The following is a 23,170-nucleotide window of genomic DNA, read 5'->3' on the forward strand; positions in this document are numbered from 1 at the left end:
GGCCTTACTTGTAGCGTTGGGCTGCCGAACTGTGCGAAAGGTTCGGCGCAAGGACATGACGCGCAGCAACGAACGCCTGCCAATCACCGGCATCGGGCAACGACGGGATGGTAATCAACTCACCCTGATCCAGACCGGCCAGTGCCGCGTCGACCATCTCGCCAGCTTCCATGACCATCGCGGCCGGAATGCCACTGGCATCGATCCCGGAACGCTCCCAGATTTCAGTGCGAGTTACGCCGGGCAATACCGCCTGGACTTGAACGCCGGTGCCTTCAAGTTCGGCATTCAGCGATTGGCTCAGGCTCAGCACATAGGCTTTGCTGGCGCTGTAGGTTGCATTGAAGCGCTCTGGAAACAGCGCCACCACCGAAGCGATATTGATGATCGCGCCACGTCTAGCCTTGGTGAAACTCGCGGCGGCCGCCGATGCCAGGCGCGTGACAGCGGTGATGTTCAACTGGATCAAGCGCTCCAACTGATCGAGGTCTGCATTGGCCAGCAGACCGTCAGCGGCAACCCCGGCATTGTTCACCAGCAGACTGATGCCCGAATCGCTGCGCAAGCGTTGTTCAAGTTTCAGCACGTCGTCCTTTTGCGTGAGATCCGCTTTGAGCACCTCAACCTGAATGCCATGCGCATCGCGTAATTTGGTCGCGGCGATCTCCAGACGTTCCTGATCTCGGGCAACCAACAGCAAATCGAAACCGCGTGCTGCCAGCCGCTCGGCGTAAATCGCACCGATGCCGGATGAAGCGCCAGTGACGAGAGCTACGCCTTGGTGTTTTGCGGAATTCATGCCAGTACTCCTGAAAATGCTCGAAATGAAAAGGCCCACTGAGGCAACACGCGATCAGAGGCGGCGATTTATTATAGGCATAATCTTAACAGGATATGATAGCCGTAATTTTTTATCACCCGACGAACGTATTCATGACCTTGTGGCCCGTCCGTGTACTGATGAAACAAAAAAGGCCGGTCAATGACCGGCCTCACGGCTTGGAAAACCCAGCTTAGTTCACTTCCAGCTTTTCACGATTGCGATCCAGAATCGCTTTGCCAATACCCTTTACTTCCAGCAACTCATCCACTGACGCGAACGGCCCATTTGTTTCTCGATATGCAACAATCGCCTTGGCCTTGGCTTCACCTACGCCGGACAGCTCTTTCTGCAAGGTCGGCGCGTCTGCGTCGTTGAGATCGATTTTTTCCTTTGAGGACGCGGCTGACACCTCCATCACCAGAGGCGCCTTTGGCAGCTCCGGCGTAGCAACTGGCGCCGCAATCGCCGTAATAGAGGCGCTGGTGAGCAGGGTAAAAATCAGCGAGTAGAAGTAACCGGTACGCATAAAGTGACGCTCCATCATCATTTGAGAAAGCAGCTTTTCCGAAGCTGCTCCCCAAACTTAGGTCACGATGGGCATAAGTCAAAAATGCGTACGTTACAGGATGTGAAACAATCAGGGCTCGAGACGGCGCTGCTGGTAGATCCAGTCGACGATCTCGCCGTCGGGGGTGTAACCGCTGACGGTTTCACGCAGCAGTTGGCGGACGCGGGAGTAATCATCCTTTTCGACCGCAACCAGCAATTCGCTCAGCCTGGCCTTCAGCACATCCCAAGGCAGGTGATCTTCGTTTGCGGTCATGATCATCGGGTGCGGTGTCGCTGCAACGTTGTCGCCGATCAGCAGCTCCTCGTAGAGTTTTTCGCCAGGGCGCAGCCCCGTGAACTCAATGGCCAGATCACCCTGTGGATTGCGATCCGAACGAATGCTCAAACCGGAGAGATGAATCATTTTCTCCGCCAGTTCGACGATTTTTACCGGCTCGCCCATATCCAGAACAAAGACATCACCTCCCTGCCCCATCGAACCGGCCTGGATCACCAGTTGCGCAGCTTCGGGGATGGTCATGAAGTAGCGGGTGATCTTGGGGTGAGTGACTGTCAGCGGACCGCCTGATTTGATCTGGCTGTGAAACAGCGGGATCACCGAACCGGACGAACCCAGTACGTTACCAAAACGCACCATGGTGAAGCGCGTCTTGTTGACTCGGGAAACGTTGGAGTTGTCGCCAAACAAAACCGGGGCAATCTCACGGCTCAAAGCCTGAAGGGTCAACTCGGCCAAACGTTTGGTACTGCCCATGACATTAGTCGGACGTACAGCCTTGTCGGTAGAAATCAATACGAAGTTCGCTACTCCGGATTTCAATGCGGCCTGAGCGGTATTGAGGGTGCCGATAACATTATTCAGCACGCCTTCAGCGATATTGTGTTCGACCATAGGCACATGTTTATAGGCGGCCGCATGGTAAACCGTATCGACCTTCCATGTTTTCATCACATCGAGCAGCTTGTCCTGATGACGGATCGATCCGAGTATCGGCAGCAGCTTCACCGGTACCGATTCACGACAGCCACGCTGCTCCAGCTCCGAAAGAATGCTGTAGAGATTGAACTCGCTGTGTTCAAACAACAACAGCGTGGTCGGCTGCAGGGAAAAGATCTGTCGGCACAGCTCGGATCCAATGGATCCTCCCGCCCCGGTGACCATCACAATCTTGCCTTTGATACAGCGCTCCAGTAGATCTGCCTGCGCTGGCACCGCGTCGCGCCCCAGCAGGTCAGCAATATCGACTTCCTGAATGTCTTCGACCTTCACCCGACCGCTGGCGAGATCGGTGAAGTTCGGCACGCTGCGCACATGCAGGGGGAAACCTTCGAGGAGGTGCAGAATTTCCCGGCGTCGGGCACGCGTTGACGATGGAAGGGCCAGGAGAATTTCCTGCGCCCCGGTGACATCGATCATCTGTTGGATATGTTTGGGTTTGTAGACCTGCAGCCCGGAAATTGCCCGATCGGCGATGCTTGAATCATCATCGATGAACGCAACAGGCCGCATTACCCGGCCCATGCGCAATGCCGCCACCAACTGATTACCTGCCACACCGGCACCGTAGATGGCCACTTTCGTCAGCCCGTCATCGCGATTGGTGAACGGTACGTGCTGTGCCGCGTTGAACCAGTCACCCATGAAGTACTGGCGCATCAACAAGCGCAGCCCACCGATGATGACCAGACTCAGCCACCAGTAGTTGAAAATGATCGAGCGAGGAACGACGGTTTCGTGGTTGCTGTACCAATAGACCACCAATGCAAGAATCAGCGAAGACAAACTGACCGCTTTGATGATTGCAACGAGTGCGTCATTGCCAAAATAACGCATGACGGCACGGTACATGCCGAAACGAATGAACAAGGGAATAGCCACGACCGGGGCGCAAACAAACAGCCACAGATGCACCTTTATCGGGTTGACCATCTCATCAACGCCAAGACGCACGATAAACGCCATCCACAGTGCGGCCCACACAAGGACAATATCCGTCAGCACTTGAATCAACCGTTTCTGCCTGCGCGGCAGCGCCAGCAAAAATACGCGTAGTTTTCCCATATTCCCTCGTACCAATCTGACCTACTCCGTTGGTTGAACCGGCTGACGCATTGTACGGAGTAAAAGATCCGGGTTACAGAAAAAACACTAGCAAAACCAGACCGGCAAATCGCCACAAGGCACGGTGTCCTTCGCTTTTGCGAAGACTAATGCTCTGCGAGGGGCAAATCGGGCTGAACAGCGATTTTTCTGATGAGAGGCATTTTATGATGCCGTTGATCGGAATAAAAACGCCTGCGGGTAGATTGACACCCCGCAGGCGTAAAAATCAGGCAAATGGAATAGAACGGGCTATTTTTTACGGAACATGAGTAAACAGGCGACACTCAACAAATACGCCAGCAGTCCGAAAACAGCCAGAAAAACAGCCGTTCGGAAATATGGCATATTAAATTTTGCCACAGCCTTGTATGTCCCGGCGGGCATATCCCAGTATCGGAAACCATGAACATCTTTCGCGGTTACCTGTATTCCGTCATTGACATTCATGGTCCAACCAGGGAAGTAAGTCTCATTTTCCAGGAAACCAAACCCGGACGTGGATTTAACGTCATATTCAATCTGATTGGGCTTATACAACGACAGCTGTACCCGATCACTCGCTGCATCTGCGCCGGTCTGAATAGCTTCGATTGCTTCCTGTGCATCGGGCTGCGCCTTGAAAAAAATCGGCGTCCAGGCTCTTTTGGCAAAACTCAACAAGTCAGGGTTGCCAACTATGTATCTCTGCCGGAGAAACTGCATTGGCCCTGAATAATCACCCACCATATAAATGCCGGTCAAATAGCCTTGGTAACCGAAGTCCTGACCCGTGAACGCATCGCTGCGCTCTGCACGCGAATCAACCCCTTTGATTCTCTGCACAAGCAGTGGCGCGGGCGTTTGCAAGGATCCGAACTTTTCCGCATGCACAGCGGAAATGGAAGGGTTGTCCCAGTATGCTTGTCCGTCTTCGACACGGATGAAATCAATTACCTGAATTGAGAAAAACAAAACGAACACAACCGCAGGATTCAATCTGAATCGATGAACGCACAGCGCCACGATCACCATAAGGATGGTAATCAGCGAAAAGACAAAAGCGTCCTGATTCAACAATAGCGGGTCAACAGCGAAGTAACTCAACACGGCAAACAGGGTAAACCTGACCAAACGGTCTTTAACCACACCGACACTGCTGTTTTTGTATTCCTGGTAACCGAGCATGGCGAAATATATCAGCGCCAGGGCGATGAACCCGCGATAGTCCGCACTTGGAAACCGGCTATAACCGAGCGGCGGAAACACCTTGGTAACCGCGTCGAAAAACCATCCTCCCATGCCCATAAATAAGGCACAGGCGGCAACAGCCGTCATACCCACATTACGCTTGAAAACTTTCACGCTCATGAAAAAAACGAACACAAAAGGAATGATCAAGACGTGCAACGAGCGCATCGATACGTCACCCGGTAGCCCGGGAAAATCAATTCGTTGAATCAGGCTGAGCAAATTCACGGGAGCGATAAACGTCTTCGCCAGATTGCCCGCTTCGGCCGACCTGGCTATCTCACCCTTTAACATCAGAACCGGGAAGAAGGCCGGGGATGCCATCAGCACCCCACTCATCATGAGCCCTCCGCCAATGATGAAATGTTTCCATGAGCATTCTTTGGCGATAGCTGACCCAAAAATGAACACACAGGAAATAAAGACGATGCTGATTGACGAACCCGGGTATCCCCCTGTCCATTGAAACAGCAACAGAACAGGTAGCACAATCAACGGGAAGGGCTTCACCCCATTGCGCATCAGGTCCACCAGCCCTGCAAAAATCCACGGCAGGAATGCGAAACTGCGCACGATATCCAGATGTTCAGAGTTGCAGAAAAAGCCGCCGAACAAGTTGTAGGCAACACTTCCGATTACCGAGGCAAGAACATCATGTCCCGACTTTCGCAATAGAACGTAAGCGCCAAGTCCAGCAAAAAACACATGCATGACTTGAAAGACAACTGCCGCATGCAATGTATAAGGAATGTTAAAAACATAGAAAATATAATTCGGCGGATAAAACAGGCCGGATTGCATGTTCATCAACAGCGGATAGCCCATCCCCTGGAATGGTACCCACGACGGGAATTGCCCCGCCTGCAAGGAAGTCAACCAGTAATTCGGTATTGCATGATAGGTCAAAGAGAAGTCCCAAGGGAAAACGCTCTGCCCAAATAGCTGATCATAAAACACGTACAAGTTTAAAAACGCTAACAGACAAACCACATACAACCACGCTGGAAGCCTGCTGAACAGCGCCTTGATGTCACTGGCAAAGTGAAGCAGCACCAGAAAAAGAAGCGAAACTGCAAACCCAATGAGCACGCTGAGCATTATTCTGACCCGACTCACCTGCTCGGCATCGAAGGTCAATTCAAGTTCAGGATCGAAAGCACTTTCCTGCATGCGAATCACAGACTTGTCGGAAAGATTGTTTATGCTTTCAATCTGATTAAGAGCCTTGAAGCTCATCGCTCCCGGCAGAAAACCCAGGCCAAACACAGAGACGCGCGTATCAAGCACCTCGATAGTACCGGGAGAGTTCAGCGGATCCCAACGAACGGGAGATGCCTGAATCGAAAGCGGATACGCCAGACTATTTCTACCGGCAATGACAACTTCCTTCATGGAGTTATCTTCACTGTAGCCATTTCCATCATTAAAAAACAATTGAGACGTTCCGGAAACACTGGAAACCATCTCTATATTTAAGACAGGCCTGCTGATCGGAGTAAAGAAACCCACTAGACTAAAAAATATTGTCAAGATCAGGAGACTGCGAAAATACTCTGCAAATGATTTTTTCTGGAATATGTTAGAACGGAAAAAAACATTCATAAACAAAGACAAACTCTTAATTTTTAGGAATTTGGAAAAAAGCGCTTGCAAAATACAGTAGACGTCTAAAAAAAGCGAGATGCACTGGCACCCAGGAGGCCACGCCAATCAACAGCATTACACCTCCCTGCCGCTCGTCAAGCCGAGAAAAAGACCACGATCAAGCAGCCGGAAACAGCTGAAAACCGACTTTTTTGCATGTCTGGTTATCGGCTCAGGAACTCGCTGGCTGCATAGCCAATTGTGTAATAAACCTTTGACCTTTATCATGCGCGCAGCCAAAAAATTCTGGATAAACCATGGACGCCAAACAACAAATCCCTCTCTTTTCAGCGGTCGCCGCCAACGCAGGCATCGACTTTTCCGAACCACTCATGCGTGTTGTCAACCGTCATTGGTACATCATGGGTGAGGAGGTAAAAGCGTTCGAGCGCGAATTCGCCGACTACGTTGGCGTAGATCACTGCATTTCCGTTGCCAATGGTTCTGAGGCACTGGAAATCGCGTTGCTCGGCATGGGCGTGGGGCCTGGCGATCGCGTCGTTACCGTCGCTAACGCAGGCTTCTATAGCAGCACTGCAATCAGAGCGGTTGGCGCCGAACCTGTATACGTCGACGTCGACGACAATTCCCTTACCATGTGCCCGGAGTCACTGAAGCGAGCATTGGCGAAACCCGCCAAGGTTGTCATCGTCACCCATCTTTATGGGCAACTGGCGGATATCCAGACACTCGCATCGATCGCCCGCGCGTCTGGCGCTGCGGTACTGGAAGACTGCGCTCAATCGCATGGTGCTCGCTCGGAACAAGGCCAGTGCGGCTCCTTTGGAGACTTGGCCTGCTTCAGCTTTTACCCGACCAAAAATCTCGGGGCTCTGGGTGATGGCGGCGCGATAGTTACCTCGTCGCCGGCGATTGCCGAACGCTTGCTGAAGCTGCGGCAATATGGCTGGTCGACCAAATATCATGTCACCGTACCTTTGGGACGCAACAGCCGCCTGGATGAAATGCAGGCTGCAATATTGCGTGTGAAGCTACCCATGCTCGACCAATGGAACGCGGAACGTCGGGACATCGCAAAAAAATATTGCGAAGCTTTTGCGGCGCTACCGGTAAAACTGCCAGCTAGCCTGGGTGATGACTTTGTCGCACACCTGTTCGTGTTGCGCGTAGAAAACAGAGATGCCTTTACGCTGTACCTGAAAGATCAAGGCGTCAGCACTGACATTCACTACCCTGTTCCCGATCACTGGCAAACAGCCTACACATTAAATGACACCTTTGATCTTCCGGTTACTGAAACCGCAAGTTCAAAACTGGTTTCGCTTCCGTGCTTCCCGGGCCTGACCACTGAACAAGTAAACCGTGTTATCGAAGTCGTCTGCCACTTCTTCAAACAGGGGATTTAGTGTGTTATCGCTTGTAATTCCAGTTTATCGCAACGAAGAATCGATTCCTTCTTTGTTACAGGCTATAGATGATCTTAATGTTCAACTACAGGGTGAACTGGAAGTAGTATTTGTTGTAGACGGCAGCCCTGACAAATCATTCGAACTGCTGCGAGAGAATCTGCCAATGCGGCAGTTCTCTTCGCAGCTGATCCTGTTATCGAAGAACTTTGGGTCGTTCATGGCGATTCGCACCGGGCTGCAGCATGCCAAAGGGCGCACATTTGCAGTTATGGCTGCGGATCTCCAAGAACCACCGAGCCTCGTACTGACGATGAACAAGGTTCTGAACAATGAACCTGTCGATGTCGTGGTGGGTGTTCGTGAAAGCCGGCAAGATCCATTTCTCTCCAAACTTGCTTCGAAGATGTTCTGGGGCCTGTACAAGCGCTACGTCATTCCGGAAATGCCGGCCGGCGGTGTGGATATGTTCGGCTGCAACCTGGCGTTTCGCGACAATCTCCTCAAGCTCGAGGAACGGCACAGCTCGCTGATTGCGCAAATTTTCTGGCTGGGATTCCGTCGAGAGGTGGTGCTCTACTCTCGCGTGGCCAGGGAGCATGGAAAATCGGCATGGACACTCAGGAAAAAAATCAATTACCTGATGGACAGTGTGTTTTCCTTCACTGACCTGCCTATCCGCTTGTTGATCAGGGTAGGCGCTGCAGGATCGATATTTTCGTCGTTATATGGCATCAGTGTGATTTTTTCGAAACTGGCGGGCCTTATCGAAGTCCCGGGCTATGCGATGACGCTATTCATGATCACGCTTCTTGGCAGCCTCAATTTATTAGGCCTCGGCGTTGTCGGTTCGTATGCTTGGCGGACCTATGAAAATACAAAAGGACGCCCATTGGCGATTCCGATGAAAGTCCTTGATTTTGGAGTCAACAAATGACCGATCCACGAAATTTTTTTGTTCATGAGCACGCTATTTGCGAATCCCCAAACATCGGCGCAGGGTCGCGTATCTGGGCGTTCGCGCATGTACTTCCTAATGCAAACATCGGTAATGACTGCAATATTTGCGACCACGTTTTTGTAGAGAATGATGTCATCATCGGATCGCGCGTCACACTTAAATGCGGCGTGCAGGTGTGGGACGGGATTACCATCGAGGATGATGTATTCGTCGGGCCGAACGTTACGTTCACCAATGATATTTTCCCTCGCAGCAAGGTTTACCCGACCGAATTCGCCAGGACGATCATCCGGAAAGGTGCCTCGCTCGGTGCGAACTCCACTATTTTGCCAGGCATAACAATCGGCTCGGCGGCAATGGTCGGCGCGGGTTCGGTCGTCACCAAATCAGTTCCGCCTAACGCTATAGTTGTCGGAAACCCCGCAAAGATTATTGGCTACGTTGACGCGAAAGCCACCGGCACGACGACAGTCGAAAGCCCAGGCAACGTTGGCAAGTCTGAGGTCTATCCCTGCGGCGTAACGCTTCATCGCATGCTTGAAGCTGTCGATATTCGAGGCAGCCTCAGTGTCGGCGAATTCGAACGGGATATTCCGTTCTCAGTGAAGCGCTACTTCCTCGTTTCCAACGTACCGACCGCTGAAACTCGCGGCGAACACGCCCATCGCGAATGCCATCAGTTTCTGATCGCAGTCAAAGGGACAGTTCACGTCGTCGCTGATAACGGCACGAACAGACAGGAATTCGTTCTAGACTCACATACCCTCGGTTTGTTTCTGCCTGCAATGACATGGGGCATCCAGTACAAATACTCGGCCGATGCAGTATTGCTGGTCTTCGCCTCCGAGCATTATGAGGCCGGCGACTATATCCGCGATTACGACCAGTTCCTGCTGGAAAAAAATAACGCCGGGCAAGTTTGAGGTGAAATTAAAACAACTGAGCGAGATAAAATTCCTCCGTTTTCTGCTGACTGGCGGCTTCAACACCGCCGTCACCTACGGGCTTTATCTGATCCTCTTAAACTTCTTTGCCTACACGACCAGCTATTCGATCAGCTATGTATGCGGGATCCTATTGGCGTTTCTTCTAAGTCGCTACGTCGTCTTCAAAGAACACCAAGGCATAAAGTCAGTGGTTTTTTTCCCTCTGATTTATCTCGCGCAATACTTGTTCGGCTTATTGGTAGTCTGGTTTTGGGTCAGGATTCTATCGCTACCGGAATTTCTCGCACCGCTGGCAGCAATCATTCTGTCACTGCCGTTGACCTACACATTGAGCAAGCTCGTTTTCACAAACCCAAAACGATCTGAACCCTGAATCCGGTCACGCGTAAAGTTGATCACTGATCTTCACCCACAAAAAAAGGAGCAGGCCCTTAGAGCCCGCTCCTTTTTTTGTCGGTGAAGATCGACAGCGACGGCTGCTGCGGCTTTATCGCAATAAATCCTGCCGGCGTATCCCGCACCAAAGTTTTCCAGGGTAACGCGCTCAACGGTGAGTCAAGCGCGATACTCAACGGAGATCAGACAGGCTGCAGCGGCTTACCCACGACAGCGTCAATCCGGCCTCTAGCGCTTGCAACAGCGATATCGTAGGCGCCGTGCAGCAACGCATGGCGCTCGGCGCGTACGTTCTGATCAGCCGGTGTACGGAACAATGAGGTGGTTTTTTCTACGTAATGGAAATTTCCTTCGAAGCCGTAGCACAACCACAGACTCCAGTCTTCGAGCTGGTCCAGTTCGAGATCAAATCCGCCCCAACGCGAGTACAGCTCTTTCTTGAAAATAATGGACTGAATCGGAATGAAGTTGTGGCGCTGCATCACTTCATAATCCCACTCCTGACGAAAGACAGCCGGGGTATGGAACAACTCTTCAACGTAAGACGTTTTGTCTTCATTGACGTGGGTCGTTACCTCGAATGCCAAACTGTAGGCGGCGTCGATTGAAGTATCGGCATTGAGGCATTGCATCAACGTTTCAACATGGTCGGAAAACAATAGATCATCGTCATCCAGGAACATGAAATAAGCACCGCTCGCATTGGCCATTGCAGCGTTACCAACACCCGATCGGCCTATCTTTTCATTTGCCAGAAATCGCACGGAAACGTGTGCCGGAGCCGCTTCCGCCGCCGAGTCTACCAAGGCGCGCTGAGTGTCACCGCCGTCTTCCGCGACCAGTAGCTCAATGTTCAGGTAGGTCTGATTGAAGACACTCTGCATGGCTTGCTTCAAAAACATGCCACGACCTCTATAGGTACGCGTAATAACCGTTACTTTCGGAATTTCTGCTGATTCAGCAACGGCTTCGGCGGACCAGAATGCCCCTTCTCTTATCAGCTCATAGTCATATCCGCGAAACGGAAACTTCACCGGGGCAGGCCCCTTACCCTTCAAAAAGTGCGGAATGTTCTTCAACAACTTCGGAACATTCTGACGCAGCATTTTCTTCGAACCGGGAAATTGCGACGGGTATATAAACAGGGCTGCGTACAGAACGAAAGCAATGAAACGGTCGGAAAACGAACCGTATCGGAGTCGAATGTATGTGTTACCCAACACACTTCCGGCAAACTGCAGCGGCTTTATCTCTCCTGCCTCTTCATAAGTGTGATGAAGCACTGTTGCACCCGGAAGGTACTTCAACGAATAACCAAAGGAGCGCAACCGATAAGAAAGTTCTACGTCTTCGCCATACATGAAAATCGCATGGTCGTAACCACCGCAGCGCAAATAGGCTTCGCGCTTGAGCAGCACACAGGCGTGAGACGACCAGTTCACTTCAAGCGTAACCGGGTCGTAATACTTTGGATGCTCATAAGGGATCTGGCGAAATTCCCAACTTGCCGCCGGTGTGCCGCGATCATTAACCGCAGCAGTAACAGCCTTGACGATAGACTCAGGAAGAAACTCGAGATCGAGATTTACGATCAGGCAAAATTCTGCAGTGCCTTTTTGTATCGCGCGGTCGTGTCCAGCACCAAAACCGAGGTTTTGCTGACGAATCACTTCTGCACTTGCGAATCTGCCTGCCTGTGCACTCAAGTACTCTTCGAACAAAGCCACCGTATTGTCGGTAGAACCGTTATCAACCACCCGCAGGTTAATCTTTGCAAGCGGATAGTTTTGCGATTCTAGCGAGGCAACGAAATTGGCGACCCATCGAGCACTATTATAAGCAACGACCGAGACGTCGATCTCAGGAAAATCTTCTAGCTTCTTTAATACATCAACACGGCCATTTTCAATAAAACGATTATTGGACAGCGCATTCAAGGCCAGAAGATTATCAGCCGAGAAAGTCTTGTCCTGAATAATCTGTGCAAGCCTCATTTTTCTGTAGGAATAAAAAGACCAGACAAATTTCAGGCCAGGAACTCTCAGGTAAATGGCACGCGCCACACCTCTCAGTGTCAGTCTTGGCTTGCGCACGAATGCACGGGCGAGGTCTTTTGCCCTTGATAACTTACGACGAAAACCGCGCAGAGGCCGGGTCAACGTCCAGGACTTGCTAATGACAATCTCATTCAGTTGTTGATCAATATCGCTCAACTGCAGTTGCAATTCAGCATTGGCTCGCTCGAGAGTTTGATTATCAAATTCAATCACACTGTTTCGCTCGGAAAGCTTTTGCAATTCCGCAAAGAACTCACCTGCCCACGTATCGGAACGAACGATATACGCGCTGGCCACCGGATCGGTAAAGACCAGAGAGAATGCAGCCGCTCGATCCATGGGCAATGCCGAGACTGGCTGAACCGTAGAGAATTCAACGGCCACACGGCTTATTCCGCAGGCAAGGGCTGCGCGCCTCGCAAAACCCTGCCAACCCTCATCGCCGTGCAAGAATGCAAAATCGCCAAACCGCCCAGCGTAATCAGCCGGAATCATGACGTGCCATGAGGCGTGAGTACTGAAGGAGGCAAACATCTGATACTGACTGAAATCACCCACGTCCTCCGCCTCTACCAATTCAAGGAGAGGGGTTCCACGGGTATCCTCGAAGTTATCAATCATGGCGCTGAGCGCATTGACACACACTTCTTGCGGATTTTTGACAAAGGACCAGTAACGGGTTTTCAACGATGTCGCAATGAAGCGCTCCAGCCCGTTTTCCATGTAAAAGAAAACAGCTAGAGCGCCGTCAAACTTCCCGACAAATTTTTCAGGCAGCACCAGTACGATTGACGCACTGTTTGTCAGCTCTGACAGAGCGGCATACAGCGCCGAAACTTTCGCTTCAATAACGTCTTCCTGGATAACCAGCGAAACCGAAACGTCCACTGAACTAGCGCTTTCCTGAGATTCGACGATAACGCTAGCATCCGGCACATAAGCGCGCACAAATTGATATACGTCACTGGCTGGGTCAAGAATGGCCTTTAATTTTCTCAGGTCCCCACCAATCCCTACGTCTCTGTTCAGGATAACGGAGGACTGCTTTGAAAATTGCTCACTAAATTCAAGGTGATAGTCACGAGCAGCGACTTCTCTCCAGCCATTCTTTCGAGTGACCTCAGACAAGTTTTTCTCTGTGTACACAACCGTGTGGGTCTTATCTAGCAAACCCGTATCCAGATAATCGTAATCACCGGCCAACAGCTTGATAGCGACATCGATGTGGGAGGAGTTCGGAACAGAGATTATCAACGAAACTTTCTGTTCGGAGGAAAATGCCTCTTTGATACGGCTCAGTAGCACACAGTCATAGTCGAGATGTTCAATAACATCCAGAATGGAAATAGTTACAGTCGGGTACTTTTCGCAAAGCGAAGCCAGCTGAGCGACGACCGCGTCATGATCTCTCAGGTCTAGCTCATAGGCTTCAATGCCATGGTTTTGCAGGGTTTTGACGCTTTCCTGGTTGGCATCAAAACCTATGTATCTGACATCTCCACTTTCGATCTGACGAGCAATCGCCGCGTAGCCGCACCCCAAGTCGATATGTATGGCGCCGGCATCGGAGCATTTTCGTACAAGATCAACTGCACAGGCGTAAACACTGACAGGCTCATACGAAAAATTGTACTTTTTATCCATTTTTCTGCAACTCGATATCGATCATGGGAATCCCGACCAATCCTGTGGACACACTTGTGCTGTGGGACTTGAAGGCGATTGCGTCGTGAACCCAACTATGAATAACGTGATTATCCTGAGTGCCATTTGCGATCGCTACACCGATTGTGTAGTCGCCAGCGGGCATCATCGGCATTCTGAATTTAAAAGTGGCAGCAAAGTCACTGCCACTGCTGACGCTTACAGCGTCATCGACATAGGTAAGGTAAGTGTTGTCACCAAACAAATGCTGGCCATTTTTATCCTTGACCAGGAAACCTACAATCGGTTGATCCAACTCAATTTCTGCGTGAATTTTAACCACAAGCGCAACCAATTCTCCGCCAACAAACCATGAGATCGGTGCACCGGATTCACTGCCAAGATAAACATCAACAACATGGGCCTTGCTCAGGCCGAATTTTTCCCCGGTGTCGGAGAACCTGAAAATTTCCAGGTCGTTTCTGATCACCGAAGCGTTGATAAAATCCTGACGAACATCTCGGTAATCCTCAACTGCCCGGACTGCATGGACTTTGGTTTCCGCAACTGCCTGGGTTGACCCAGAAGAAGCGTAATACTCGGCGAGGTAGGATTGGCAGACGGTCTTCGAATCGCTATACGCTTTGCGATCCCCAGCCTGCAACCAGACTGCACGCTCACAAAGACTCATGACACTGTTCGTGTCATGGGTTACGAACAGGATTGTTCCGCGCTTTTTGAATTCCGCGAGAAAACGCATACATTTTTGCGTGAAGAATATGTCGCCGACGGCCAGCGCCTCGTCGATGACCAGAATATCGGCATCAACGTTGGCGATGACTGCGAATGCCAGGCGTACATACATGCCGCTTGAGTAAGTCTTGACGGGCTGTTCGATAAATTCGCCGATCTCTGCAAACTCCAGAATCGCGTCATATCGTGCGTCAATCTCACTTTTACTCAAGCCAAGAATGCCGGCGTTCATGTAGACGTTTTCGCGGCCGCTGAACTCTGGGTTGAAACCAGAGCCGAGTTCCAGCAGCGCCGCGATACGGCCAGAAGTCGTCACACTGCCGCTGGTCGGTTGCAGCGTGCCACAGATCATTTGCAGAAGTGTCGACTTGCCGCTGCCATTCCGGCCGATGATCCCGACGGTTTCGCCTTTTCTCACTTCGAACGAAACGTCTTTAAGTGCCCAGAACTCCCGGAAGTACTGTTTCGCAGCTTGCCCCATGGCGCGCTGCAAAGGGGGCATCACAAATTGCTTGAGACGATCACGAGGTTGTTCATAAATTTGATAGCACTTACTCAAACTTTCGACTTTTATAGAAATTTCAGAGGACATCAGCAAACCCCTTACGCGTCTTCTGGAACCAGGCAAAGCCTAACCATGCAACGAATACAGTGACGATCAAATAAAGCCCAAGCATGGCGAAGTCCGGAGCCTTGCCCCAATACAGAGCGTCCCGAGCCTGCTCAATCACAGGTGTCATCGGATTAAGATAAAGCAATCCGCGATAGCGTTCAGGCAGTGCGGTGACCGGATAGAAGATTGGTGAAAGGAACATCAGCGTACTAGTGACAATTCCGACAAACTGCGCGGCATCACGCAGGTATACGCCCAACGATGCCAAAGCCCAGCTCAGCCCCATGATGAAGAAGATCAAGGGGAGCAGGATCAGAGGCAAAAACAATGCCGTCGCATGCGGGATGCCAAAGAAGATGACATAAGCCAGCATCCAGACAGTAAGGCTGATAGCGCCATGAAAAAGCGCAGAGCCCAAATTGACCCATGGAAGAATCTCCAAAGGAAATACGACCTTTTTTACATAATTCGGATTGCCGAGGATTAATCCGGGAGCACGGTTTACGCATTCGGCAAACAGGCTGAAGACCATCAGTCCGGCAAACAGGATCAGGGCGAACTCGGTTTTCGAGTCACTGCCAGTTCCCCAGCGCGCCTTGAAAATGACGCTGAACACAAACGTATACACAACGAGCATAAACAAGGGGTTCAGGAAGGACCAAAGAATCCCCATGAACGAGCCACGATATCGACCGAGAACATCCCGCTGTACAAACGACTTGATCAGGTTTCTATGCCGCCAGAGGCTTGCGATCATTTCCCTGGGACTTGCTGAAAAATTTTGCATCAAGCAAACACCTTACAAATAAAAATTCCTGAACGACTCATAACATCTTCCCTACGTGATGACCTTTCTGATGTATCAATTTCTTGATCCCGCGACACCCTGACTTTCAGCATCGACAGGCTGTGTGTCCTGTCGAGCCACGAGCGATTGATCGGTTGAACGTGCCGGCTCTTTCGGTTTGAATTTCAAAGCTCTTTTTTCAATCAAATGCCAAGAGCAATATCCCAAGGCCAACGAAATCAAAATCGTCGTAAACAGATAAGTACCGAAAGAAATTTCCGGATATTTAAGCAAGACAATCTGCTGTACCGGGAAAGCATAGATGTAGACACCGTAGGAACAGTCACCCACTTTATTGACAAAGCTGCCCAACCAACTACTGGACAACCCATATGCCAAAACGATGTAGGGCACGGTAATCCATGGCAGGAAATTGGTAAATTCGGGATAAGGCGCAAGCAAAATGGTCGCCATCAGCATGACAAAAACACCTGACAGGCTAAACCAGCGCTCTAGACGAAATTTTGCAAAACAGGCACCGATCATGAAATAGATACCGGTCAGGAATACTTGCCGGATATCGGTGCCGTAGATCACCACCATTGGCGCATCTCGCCAACACCAAAACACTACTACCGCTGCGAATAGTGCTGCGGCTACGGCATAGACCACACGCCCACCCTTGAACAGCATGCCTAGCCCCATGATCACCAGATACATGAAGAACTCAACAGGCAGGCTCCACAACGAGCCATTCACGGCGCCCGGCACCTTTGACTGTTCAAATACACCCGGCAAATAAAATACCGGCTTCAGAATGATGTTCTTCAGGTAACCGGGAAACAGCGGGTGTAGAAAATATTCTTTCAAACTGAGCGTCGAAAAAATCGGTCCGAGCACAAACATACTGACCAATACGACAACGATCAGCGCAGGAAAAATTCGTAACGCCCGCTTCATCAGAAAATTGCGAGGCGCCGGATTGGAACCCCAGCTCTTCGTAATCAGGTAACCGCTGATCACAAAAAATATATCAATCCCAAGCCCGCCATAGGAACTAAGCCCCAAAAAGCCGACGGCCGGTTTTCCATAGAACATGAAAGAGTGCGCATAAAGAACCATCAACGCGGCTATTAGCCGTAACAAATTTAAATTATTGTCTTTATGCAGCATTTCCTGCTCCCGAGCCAATCAACTTCGCATGTATCGAAGAGCATGCGTATATAACCTGTAAATGAAACCTGCAGAGCGCCTTTCCAGCCCAAGCCCGGGCGCCCCGCTCTCCCGGTGGCGGCTGCAAATCATATCATCATCTGCAACCTTTCATTGCCGAACCCATCCACCATCCTCACGCTTTCCCTTGGCTCGTGGAACGCGTGACGAGGGAGATAATCGTTGACCGCTTGGATGATCGAAGCTGAACGCCCGCACGTCATGAGAGGCTATACAGACGCCTCTTCCCGCTTGCCCGCGCCATACAGACAGGCCAGCACGACCAGAGGACAGTAGGCGATTGCCACGCCGACGAAGGCGGGAACGAGGCCCATTCCAACTGCTATCGACAGTGGCAGCAGCCACGCGACGTTAATGCCGATGACGGCGAATACCACGGCCTTATGACTGCGGTATTGCCGAGATGCATATTGGTAGGCGTGACTGCGGTGAGCCTGATAGACCTTGTCACCGTTGATTAAACGTCGGCACAGTGTCCACGTCGCATCAACGATGAATACGCCCAGTAGAATCACCCAACTCCAAAGCAACTCGGCCCCCGACCATGCGGCGTGCAGACTGAGCACTCCCAGCACAAACCCGAGGAAGCCGCTTCCAGCATCTCCCATAAAAATACGGGCAGGTGGAAAATTCCAGCATAAAAAACCACCGACCGCGGCGGCCAGGGCCAGCGCGACCCAGATGAAATCGATGTGCCCCGTCAATCCATAAACCAGGCAGACGCCGACACACGCGCAAATCGCTTCAATACTGGCAATTCCATCGATACCGTCCATGAAATTGTACAGATTGAGCATCCAGACCAAGTAAATCAGCGCCAGTACCGTACCTGCCATACCGAGATCTATCGGTGCGCCAAATAAAACTACGGGAGCCATGCCGCCAAGCCAGAAAAGCGCCCATGCGGCCGCGGTAAAATGCCCCAACAGCCGCCAACGTGCTGCGATATGTCCGTGATCATCGGCAAAACCCAACACCGCAACCAATATGCCAGCACCTGACAGTGCATACATCAACGCCGGACTCATCAGGCCCGACACAGTCATCAACGGTAAAGCCGCAAGAAAGGTGACAACAATTGCCACCCCTCCTCCGCGCGGCGTCGGAACGCTATGGGAGCTGCGCTCATTCGGCACATCCATCAGACTTTTCGCCAATGCATATCGACGCAAAATCAGGGTCAACACCCAGGAAGCCAGGAATACCCCGAGCATCTGCCAGCAAAAAATCATTTCGATTGCTCTTTAAAATAATGGCTCGCAGTTTTAAGCATGGCGTCATCCAAGTTCACGGGTGGCTTCCAACTCAACAACTCGCGAGTCTTGTGGATATCCACTTGCAGCGACCCGCAAATACGCTGAGCGAACGCACGTCTACCCAGCATCGACGCGACGGCCACCAACAACCCCTGTGGAAACTTCAACAACCACGGCTTTTTACCGAGCGCACGCGCCAGGCGCCGCAATAGGCCAGTCGTTGACAAGTCCTCGCCATCGCTGACCAGAAAAGTTTGACCCGCCGCTGCCGAGTGGCTGATACAAGTGATGATCAGATCCACCAGATTGCCAATGGCGACAAAGCTTCGTTGATTGGAGATCGACCCCAGTGGCAACGGCACTCCTCTGTCCAGCCAACGCATCATGTTGAGAAAGTTGGCTTTGACGCCCGGCCCATAGACCAACGGTGGTCGAATGATCACGACCTCCATGCCGGTTTCCCGACTGAGACGCTTCAAACTTTCCTCAGCTTCGTATTTGGATACGCCATAGGCATCGGACGGAGCTGGCGCGTCATCTGCCTTGAACGGTTGCCCCTCAGCAGTACTTTCGCCATTGACCTTGATTGAACTTATGAAGATGAAGCGCGTTACGCCAGAGTCGGCGGCGTGTCGCGCTAACCTGAGAGTGCCTTCAACGTTGATCTTGCGAAACTCTGCCAATGCATCTGCGGCTGTTTCTTTCATGACGTGCACGCGTGCCGCAGCATGGATAACAACGTCTACGTCAGCAAGCGAAGGCAAGGATGCGGAATCAATGAGATCGAAAGACACAACCGGACATAATCCGTTTAGCCGGGTTGAGCCGCGTGCGGCCGCAATCGGAGAAAAGCGCTTGTTCAGCAATAAGCTGAAAACCACGGCTTCGCCGACAAAGCCATTAGCGCCCGTCACCAATACTCGCGGAGCGCTCATGAATGCTTATTCCCCAACAAGGCGGCTGCCCAGCAAATGCAAAAGAAAAAGATTTTATCCCGGACACGGCGCCGACACTTCCAGGCACTGAATGACAACTTCATCAATTGCCGACGTCGCAGTTGTAGCCAGCTTTTGACAAACGGATCGTCGCCTAGCCCGACCAGCAAGGTAATCATGCGTACTTGGGCAAACCACCAGCCGTCGTGAATCGTTTTGTAGCGGGAAACCAACGAGCTCAGCCCGGTATTAGCGCCAACCTGATTGCTTTCGTGTTGACGGTATTCCATGGTTGGTAGCGGATCGATATACCAACGATACCCATGGCTACGGGCATACGCATAGAAGTACCAATCGTGCAGAGTGACTTTCTGCAACTCCAGCCAATGATCGGCCATCGATGTTTTCAGGGCTTGAGAAAATTGCTTGTTGAACACATAAGTACAACCCGGCCCGGCGGCCTCGAACAGGAAGTCCCAGGAGACCTGGGACTGCGCCTTGTCCAGAAGGGAAGTCTTGCCGTTCGGCCAAAAAGCCGTAACGTTGCTTGAGTACGCTTCAACCTGACGATCCTGAATCGCAGTGATTGCGCGGTGCAGTTTTTCAACGTGCCAGACATCGTCCTGATCGGCAAACGCTACGAAATCGTAAGGCTCAAAATCCACATCACGGATCAATCGAAAGAAATTGCGTGATGCACCGCCGAACGTCCCAGCATCTGGAAGCAGCGTGACACAGGGATGGTCGACCGCGTAAGCCGCACACCAGGCTTGCGTACCATCAGTAGAGCGATCGACGCTGATATAAACAGCTACGTCGACGCCCGACTGCTTGATAAGCGAATCAAGTTGCTCTTCGATCCACTGCATTCCATTGTAGGCAGCCAGCAAAACTGCAACCTTGGGAGATCTGACTGGCATGCCTTTCCTGTTTGCATGATGGTTACGCTAATGGCAAAAGAAAACACTCGAATCAGCGAGCGCTCAAGTCCAGAAGTTTACGCAAATACTGTCCATAACCGGTTTTTTTCAGGGCATTTGCCTGAGCTTCCAGTTCGGCGGCGGTGATCCAGCCGTTGTGATAGGCAATCTCTTCCAGGCAGGCGACTTTCAGGCCTTGACGCTGTTCGATGGTATGAACGAAGTGACTGGCCTCCAGCAATGAATCGTGAGTGCCGGTATCCAGCCAGGCAAAACCACGGCCGAGCATTTCAACGTTGAGCGTCTTGCGCTCGAGATACGCACGATTCACGTCGGTAATTTCCAGCTCACCACGCTCCGAAGGCGTGATGTTCTTAGCGATCTCGACAACATCGTTATCGTAGAAATACAGGCCTGTTACCGCATAGTTGGACTTTGGCTTCAACGGCTTTTCTTCGATGCTCAGCGCTCGCCCGTTCTGGTCGAACTCCACGACACCAAAGCGTTCCGGGTCGGAGACGTGGTAGCCAAAGACGGTAGCGCCCTGCTGCTGCGAGCTGGCAGAACGCAAATTGTCCGAGAAGTGCTGACCGTAGAAGATGTTGTCACCCAGGATCAGGCAGCATGGATCCTTACCGATAAAATCTTCACCAATGATGAACGCTTGCGCCAGGCCATCCGGACTAGGCTGTTCGGCATAAGTGAGCTTGATGCCGTACAGACTGCCATCGCCAAGCAGCTTGCGGAAACACGGCAGATCATCCGGAGTGGAAATGATCAATATTTCGCGCATTCCCGCCAGCATCAGTACCGAAAGCGGATAAAAAATCATCGGTTTGTCGTAAATCGGCAACATTTGTTTCGACACACCCAGGGTCAAGGGGTGCAGGCGCGTACCCGAGCCACCAGCGAGGATGATGCCTTTACGATTTGTCGTGGTCATTTGTTCAAAACTTCCCTAAGCATTCGGGTTACACCACTTTGCCAATCCGGCAAGTGTAGAGAAAAATTGTCGCGCAGCTTCTGAGTATTCAAGCGTGAATTCAGTGGGCGACGTGCGGGTGTAGGATAAGCAGTGGTATCGATCGGATTCACGGCCTGCACGGCAAGCTGTTCGCCATTGGCCTTGGCAAATGCGATCACATGGCTTGCATAGCCGTGCCATGACACCTCACCGCTGGCTGCCAAGTGATACAACCCCGATAATTCCGGGTGCCGAAAGGCCTGGCGAATGGCCAGCGCGGTAACGTCCGCAATCAGATCTGCACCAGTTGGTGCACCGATCTGATCGGCGATCACGTTCAAGCTTTCCCGATCCGTGGCAAGACGCAACATAGTCTTGGCGAAGTTGTTACCTCGTGCGCCATAGACCCAACTCGTGCGAAAGATCAGATGCTTGCAACCCGACGCGGTGATGAGCTGCTCGCCGGCCAGTTTGGTTGCACCGTACTTGTTGACCGGCGCTACGCTATCCGTTTCCTGCCAGGGCACCACACCTTGTCCGCTGAAGACATAGTCTGTCGAGTAATGAACCAACCAGGCGCCAAGGGCAGCGCCTTCCTCAGCCAGAACCCCGCTCGCCTGAGCATTGACGCGCTCTGCCAACTCGACTTCTGACTCGGCCTTGTCAACGGCAGTGTAAGCCGCTGCGTTGATAATGACATCAGGCTTTATCTGGCGGATCGTCGAACGCAGACCATCAAGATTCGACAAGTCGCCACACAATCCATTAACCAAATGGCGATCCAGTGCAATCAGCTCGCCAAGCGGAGCCAGGGAGCGTTGCAGCTCCCAGCCGACTTGGCCGTTCTTACCCAGCAGGAGGATTTTCATGCCTTGTTCGAGCGATCCGCATAATTTTGATCAATCCACTGTTGGTAACTGCCGCTCTTCACATGAGCGACCCAATCAGTATTGTTCAAATACCATTCGACGGTCTTGCGGATGCCGGTTTCGAAAGTTTCTTCTGGAGTCCAGCCCAGCTCGCGCTGAATCTTGCTTGCATCGATCGCGTAGCGCTGGTCGTGACCAGGGCGGTCTTGCACGTAAGTGATAAGGCTTGCGTGCGGACGATGTGCGGAGTCTGGACGCAGTTCATCGAGGAGTGCGCAAAGCGTGTTCACAACTTCAATATTCTGCTTTTCGTTATGACCGCCAATGTTGTACGTCTCACCAACGACACCTTCGGTGACGACTTTGTACAGTGCACGCGCGTGGTCTTCGACATACAACCAGTCACGAACCTGATTGCCTTTGCCATACACCGGCAGCGCCTTGCCTTCCAGTGCATTGAGAATGATCAGCGGGATCAATTTCTCAGGGAAGTGGCAAGGGCCGTAGTTGTTCGAGCAGTTGGTGACCAACGTCGGCAGGCCATAAGTACGGGCCCATGCGCGAACGAGGTGATCGGAGCTGGCCTTGCTGGCCGAATAAGGCGAGCTTGGCTGATAAGGCGTGGTTTCGGTGAAGAGGTCCTCCGGACCTTCGAGGTCTCCGTAAACTTCGTCAGTCGAAATATGATGGAAGCGGAAGTTGGCTTTACGCGCATCATCCAGTGCAGCCCAATAATGACGTGCAGCTTCCAGCAGAGTGTAAGTACCGATGATGTTGGTCTGGATGAACTCGGAAGGACCGGTAATCGAGCGATCGACGTGAGACTCTGCGGCCAAGTGCATGATGGCATCTGGCTGGTGCTCACGCAGAACACGATCGACCTGATCACGGTCGCAGATATCAACGCGCTCAAACACGTAGCGCGAATCACCGCTAACTTCAGCCAGCGACTCGAGGTTACCGGCATACGTCAGCTTGTCGACGTTGATCACGGCGTCGGAGGTATTGGAAATGATGTGACGGATGACTGCCGAGCCGATGAACCCGGCGCCGCCGGTAACTAGAATTTTCACGCGAAACCATACCCTTGAGCTGCGGAC

The 23,170-nt window shown here is 51.8% G+C and carries 18 protein-coding genes; 4 read left to right on the forward strand and 14 right to left on the reverse strand.

All coding sequences use genetic code 11. The features are described from left to right. Positions 1-4: 4 nt before the first annotated feature. From C2E19_RS21180 to C2E19_RS21195, 4 genes are all read right to left on the reverse strand, one after another. A complete protein-coding gene (locus tag C2E19_RS21180) occupies positions 5-799 on the reverse strand; it encodes an SDR family oxidoreductase (protein ID WP_129394937.1) in 795 nt (264 codons plus the stop codon). 214 nt (positions 800-1,013) lie between these two features. Continuing rightward, positions 1,014-1,349, reverse strand: coding sequence for a helix-hairpin-helix domain-containing protein (locus C2E19_RS21185; RefSeq protein WP_129394938.1), 336 nt, complete (start codon positions 1,347-1,349; stop codon positions 1,014-1,016). A 111-nt stretch (positions 1,350-1,460) separates the two neighbouring features. Next, on the reverse strand, positions 1,461-3,455 hold the full coding sequence (locus C2E19_RS21190) for a nucleoside-diphosphate sugar epimerase/dehydratase (RefSeq protein WP_129394939.1): 1,995 nt from the start codon (positions 3,453-3,455) through the stop codon (positions 1,461-1,463). 291 nt (positions 3,456-3,746) lie between these two features. Continuing rightward, complete coding sequence (locus tag C2E19_RS21195) at positions 3,747-6,116, reverse strand: hypothetical protein (protein WP_129394940.1); 2,370 nt, start codon at positions 6,114-6,116, stop codon at positions 3,747-3,749. 509 nt (positions 6,117-6,625) lie between these two features. Here C2E19_RS21195 and C2E19_RS21200 point away from each other — a divergent pair. Genes C2E19_RS21200 through C2E19_RS21215 form a run of 4 tightly spaced genes read left to right on the forward strand, consistent with a single transcriptional unit; the run spans position 6,626 to position 10,016 of the window. Next, on the forward strand, positions 6,626-7,735 hold the full coding sequence (locus tag C2E19_RS21200) for a DegT/DnrJ/EryC1/StrS aminotransferase family protein (protein ID WP_129394941.1): 1,110 nt from the start codon (positions 6,626-6,628) through the stop codon (positions 7,733-7,735). A gap of 1 nt (position 7,736) precedes the next feature. After that, complete coding sequence (locus C2E19_RS21205) at positions 7,737-8,672, forward strand: glycosyltransferase family 2 protein (protein ID WP_129394942.1); 936 nt, start codon at positions 7,737-7,739, stop codon at positions 8,670-8,672. Next, positions 8,669-9,619 (forward strand): WxcM-like domain-containing protein, encoded by a 951-nt coding sequence (locus C2E19_RS21210; RefSeq protein ID WP_129394943.1) that lies wholly within the window; start codon positions 8,669-8,671, stop codon positions 9,617-9,619. Before C2E19_RS21205 ends, C2E19_RS21210 begins: the two co-directional genes overlap by 4 nt. Before the next feature lies 1 nt (position 9,620). Continuing rightward, positions 9,621-10,016, forward strand: a complete 396-nt coding sequence (locus tag C2E19_RS21215; RefSeq protein ID WP_256661232.1) for a GtrA family protein — start codon at positions 9,621-9,623, stop codon at positions 10,014-10,016. Between the two features lie 205 nt (positions 10,017-10,221). On the opposite strand, the gene C2E19_RS21220 is transcribed toward C2E19_RS21215, so the two are convergent. The 10 genes from C2E19_RS21220 to rfbB all read right to left on the reverse strand — a co-directional run bounded on the left by C2E19_RS21220 (position 10,222) and on the right by rfbB (position 23,143). Then, the gene (locus C2E19_RS21220; protein ID WP_129394945.1) at positions 10,222-13,740 is read right to left on the reverse strand and encodes a glycosyltransferase family 2 protein; all 3,519 of its coding nucleotides are present in this window, start codon (positions 13,738-13,740) and stop codon (positions 10,222-10,224) included. Next, positions 13,733-15,085, reverse strand: coding sequence for an ABC transporter ATP-binding protein (locus C2E19_RS21225; protein WP_129394946.1), 1,353 nt, complete (start codon positions 15,083-15,085; stop codon positions 13,733-13,735). The genes C2E19_RS21220 and C2E19_RS21225 overlap by 8 nt, the downstream gene beginning before the upstream one ends. Further along, positions 15,075-15,893, reverse strand: coding sequence for an ABC transporter permease (locus C2E19_RS21230; RefSeq protein ID WP_129394947.1), 819 nt, complete (start codon positions 15,891-15,893; stop codon positions 15,075-15,077). Before C2E19_RS21230 ends, C2E19_RS21225 begins: the two co-directional genes overlap by 11 nt. A 75-nt stretch (positions 15,894-15,968) precedes the next feature. Next, positions 15,969-17,066, reverse strand: coding sequence for an acyltransferase (locus C2E19_RS21235; RefSeq protein WP_129394948.1), 1,098 nt, complete (start codon positions 17,064-17,066; stop codon positions 15,969-15,971). A 269-nt stretch (positions 17,067-17,335) separates the two neighbouring features. Next, positions 17,336-18,358: a glycosyltransferase family 4 protein gene (locus tag C2E19_RS21240; RefSeq protein WP_129394949.1), complete on the reverse strand. Its 1,023-nt coding sequence runs from the start codon at positions 18,356-18,358 to the stop codon at positions 17,336-17,338. Next, complete coding sequence (locus C2E19_RS21245; RefSeq protein WP_129394950.1) at positions 18,355-19,317, reverse strand: SDR family oxidoreductase; 963 nt, start codon at positions 19,315-19,317, stop codon at positions 18,355-18,357. The genes C2E19_RS21240 and C2E19_RS21245 overlap by 4 nt, the downstream gene beginning before the upstream one ends. Further along, positions 19,314-20,237 (reverse strand): glycosyltransferase, encoded by a 924-nt coding sequence (locus C2E19_RS21250; RefSeq protein WP_129394951.1) that lies wholly within the window; start codon positions 20,235-20,237, stop codon positions 19,314-19,316. The genes C2E19_RS21245 and C2E19_RS21250 overlap by 4 nt, the downstream gene beginning before the upstream one ends. Positions 20,238-20,289: 52 nt before the next feature. Continuing rightward, positions 20,290-21,180: a glucose-1-phosphate thymidylyltransferase RfbA gene (rfbA, locus tag C2E19_RS21255; RefSeq protein ID WP_129394952.1), complete on the reverse strand. Its 891-nt coding sequence runs from the start codon at positions 21,178-21,180 to the stop codon at positions 20,290-20,292. Beyond that, a complete protein-coding gene (rfbD, locus tag C2E19_RS21260; RefSeq protein ID WP_129394953.1) occupies positions 21,177-22,070 on the reverse strand; it encodes a dTDP-4-dehydrorhamnose reductase in 894 nt (297 codons plus the stop codon). Before rfbD ends, rfbA begins: the two co-directional genes overlap by 4 nt. Then, a complete protein-coding gene (rfbB, locus tag C2E19_RS21265; RefSeq protein WP_174823945.1) occupies positions 22,067-23,143 on the reverse strand; it encodes a dTDP-glucose 4,6-dehydratase in 1,077 nt (358 codons plus the stop codon). The genes rfbD and rfbB overlap by 4 nt, the downstream gene beginning before the upstream one ends. Positions 23,144-23,170 lie beyond the last annotated feature (27 nt).

This window comes from Pseudomonas sp. DTU12.3 (assembly GCF_004124275.1).
Lineage (GTDB): Bacteria > Pseudomonadota > Gammaproteobacteria > Pseudomonadales > Pseudomonadaceae > Aquipseudomonas > Aquipseudomonas helmanticensis.

Excerpts from the sequence above, each read along its gene's own strand:
- rfbD (WP_129394953.1), bottom strand. The coding sequence starts at position 22,070 with ATGAAAATCCTCCTGCTGGGTAAGAACGGCCAAGTCGGCTGGGAGCTG.
- rfbA (WP_129394952.1), bottom strand. The coding sequence starts at position 21,180 with ATGACCACGACAAATCGTAAAGGCATCATCCTCGCTGGTGGCTCGGGT.
- C2E19_RS21250 (WP_129394951.1), bottom strand. The coding sequence starts at position 20,237 with ATGCCAGTCAGATCTCCCAAGGTTGCAGTTTTGCTGGCTGCCTACAAT.
- C2E19_RS21220 (WP_129394945.1), bottom strand. The coding sequence starts at position 13,740 with ATGGATAAAAAGTACAATTTTTCGTATGAGCCTGTCAGTGTTTACGCC.
- C2E19_RS21210 (WP_129394943.1), top strand. The coding sequence starts at position 8,669 with ATGACCGATCCACGAAATTTTTTTGTTCATGAGCACGCTATTTGCGAA.
- C2E19_RS21225 (WP_129394946.1), bottom strand. The coding sequence starts at position 15,085 with ATGTCCTCTGAAATTTCTATAAAAGTCGAAAGTTTGAGTAAGTGCTAT.
- C2E19_RS21180 (WP_129394937.1), bottom strand. The coding sequence starts at position 799 with ATGAATTCCGCAAAACACCAAGGCGTAGCTCTCGTCACTGGCGCTTCA.
- C2E19_RS21200 (WP_129394941.1), top strand. The coding sequence starts at position 6,626 with ATGGACGCCAAACAACAAATCCCTCTCTTTTCAGCGGTCGCCGCCAAC.
- C2E19_RS21235 (WP_129394948.1), bottom strand. The coding sequence starts at position 17,066 with ATGCTGCATAAAGACAATAATTTAAATTTGTTACGGCTAATAGCCGCG.
- C2E19_RS21185 (WP_129394938.1), bottom strand. The coding sequence starts at position 1,349 with ATGCGTACCGGTTACTTCTACTCGCTGATTTTTACCCTGCTCACCAGC.
- C2E19_RS21245 (WP_129394950.1), bottom strand. The coding sequence starts at position 19,317 with ATGAGCGCTCCGCGAGTATTGGTGACGGGCGCTAATGGCTTTGTCGGC.
- C2E19_RS21195 (WP_129394940.1), bottom strand. The coding sequence starts at position 6,116 with ATGAAGGAAGTTGTCATTGCCGGTAGAAATAGTCTGGCGTATCCGCTT.
- C2E19_RS21240 (WP_129394949.1), bottom strand. The coding sequence starts at position 18,358 with ATGATTTTTTGCTGGCAGATGCTCGGGGTATTCCTGGCTTCCTGGGTG.
- C2E19_RS21190 (WP_129394939.1), bottom strand. The coding sequence starts at position 3,455 with ATGGGAAAACTACGCGTATTTTTGCTGGCGCTGCCGCGCAGGCAGAAA.
- C2E19_RS21230 (WP_129394947.1), bottom strand. The coding sequence starts at position 15,893 with ATGCAAAATTTTTCAGCAAGTCCCAGGGAAATGATCGCAAGCCTCTGG.